The sequence below is a fragment of the Nostoc sp. CALU 1950 genome (assembly GCF_051172895.1).
Lineage (GTDB): Bacteria > Cyanobacteriota > Cyanobacteriia > Cyanobacteriales > Nostocaceae > Nostoc > Nostoc edaphicum_A.
Genome location: NZ_JBDNJQ010000435.1, coordinates 1 through 410, shown reverse-complemented (window position 1 = coordinate 410; position 410 = coordinate 1). Strand labels below are relative to the sequence as shown.

Below are 410 nucleotides of genomic sequence, written 5' to 3'. Positions count from 1 at the left end.
ATGACCATCGCAGTTGGACGCGCCCCCAGTAGAGGGTGGTTTGACGTTCTAGACGACTGGCTCAAGCGCGATCGCTTCGTATTCGTAGGTTGGTCAGGGATACTATTGTTCCCCTGCGCCTTCCTAGCACTAGGCGGTTGGCTGACCGGCACAACCTTCGTCACCTCTTGGTATACCCACGGGTTAGCCTCCTCTTACCTAGAAGGTGCTAACTTCCTGACAGTGGCAGTATCCACCCCCGCCGACAGCATGGGACATTCCCTATTGCTGTTGTGGGGACCAGAAGCCCAAGGCAACCTCACCCGTTGGTTTCAATTGGGTGGTTTGTGGCCATTCGTAGCTCTGCACGGAGCCTTTGGTTTGATTGGCTTCATGTTGCGGCAATTTGAAATTGCCCGTCTGGTAGGTAT

Annotated in this window: 1 pseudogene; it reads left to right on the top strand. The window is 54.6% G+C overall.

The window, feature by feature from the left end:
- Positions 1-410: pseudogene (locus ABF638_RS38335) on the top strand (photosystem II D2 protein (photosystem q(a) protein)); the annotation flags it as partial.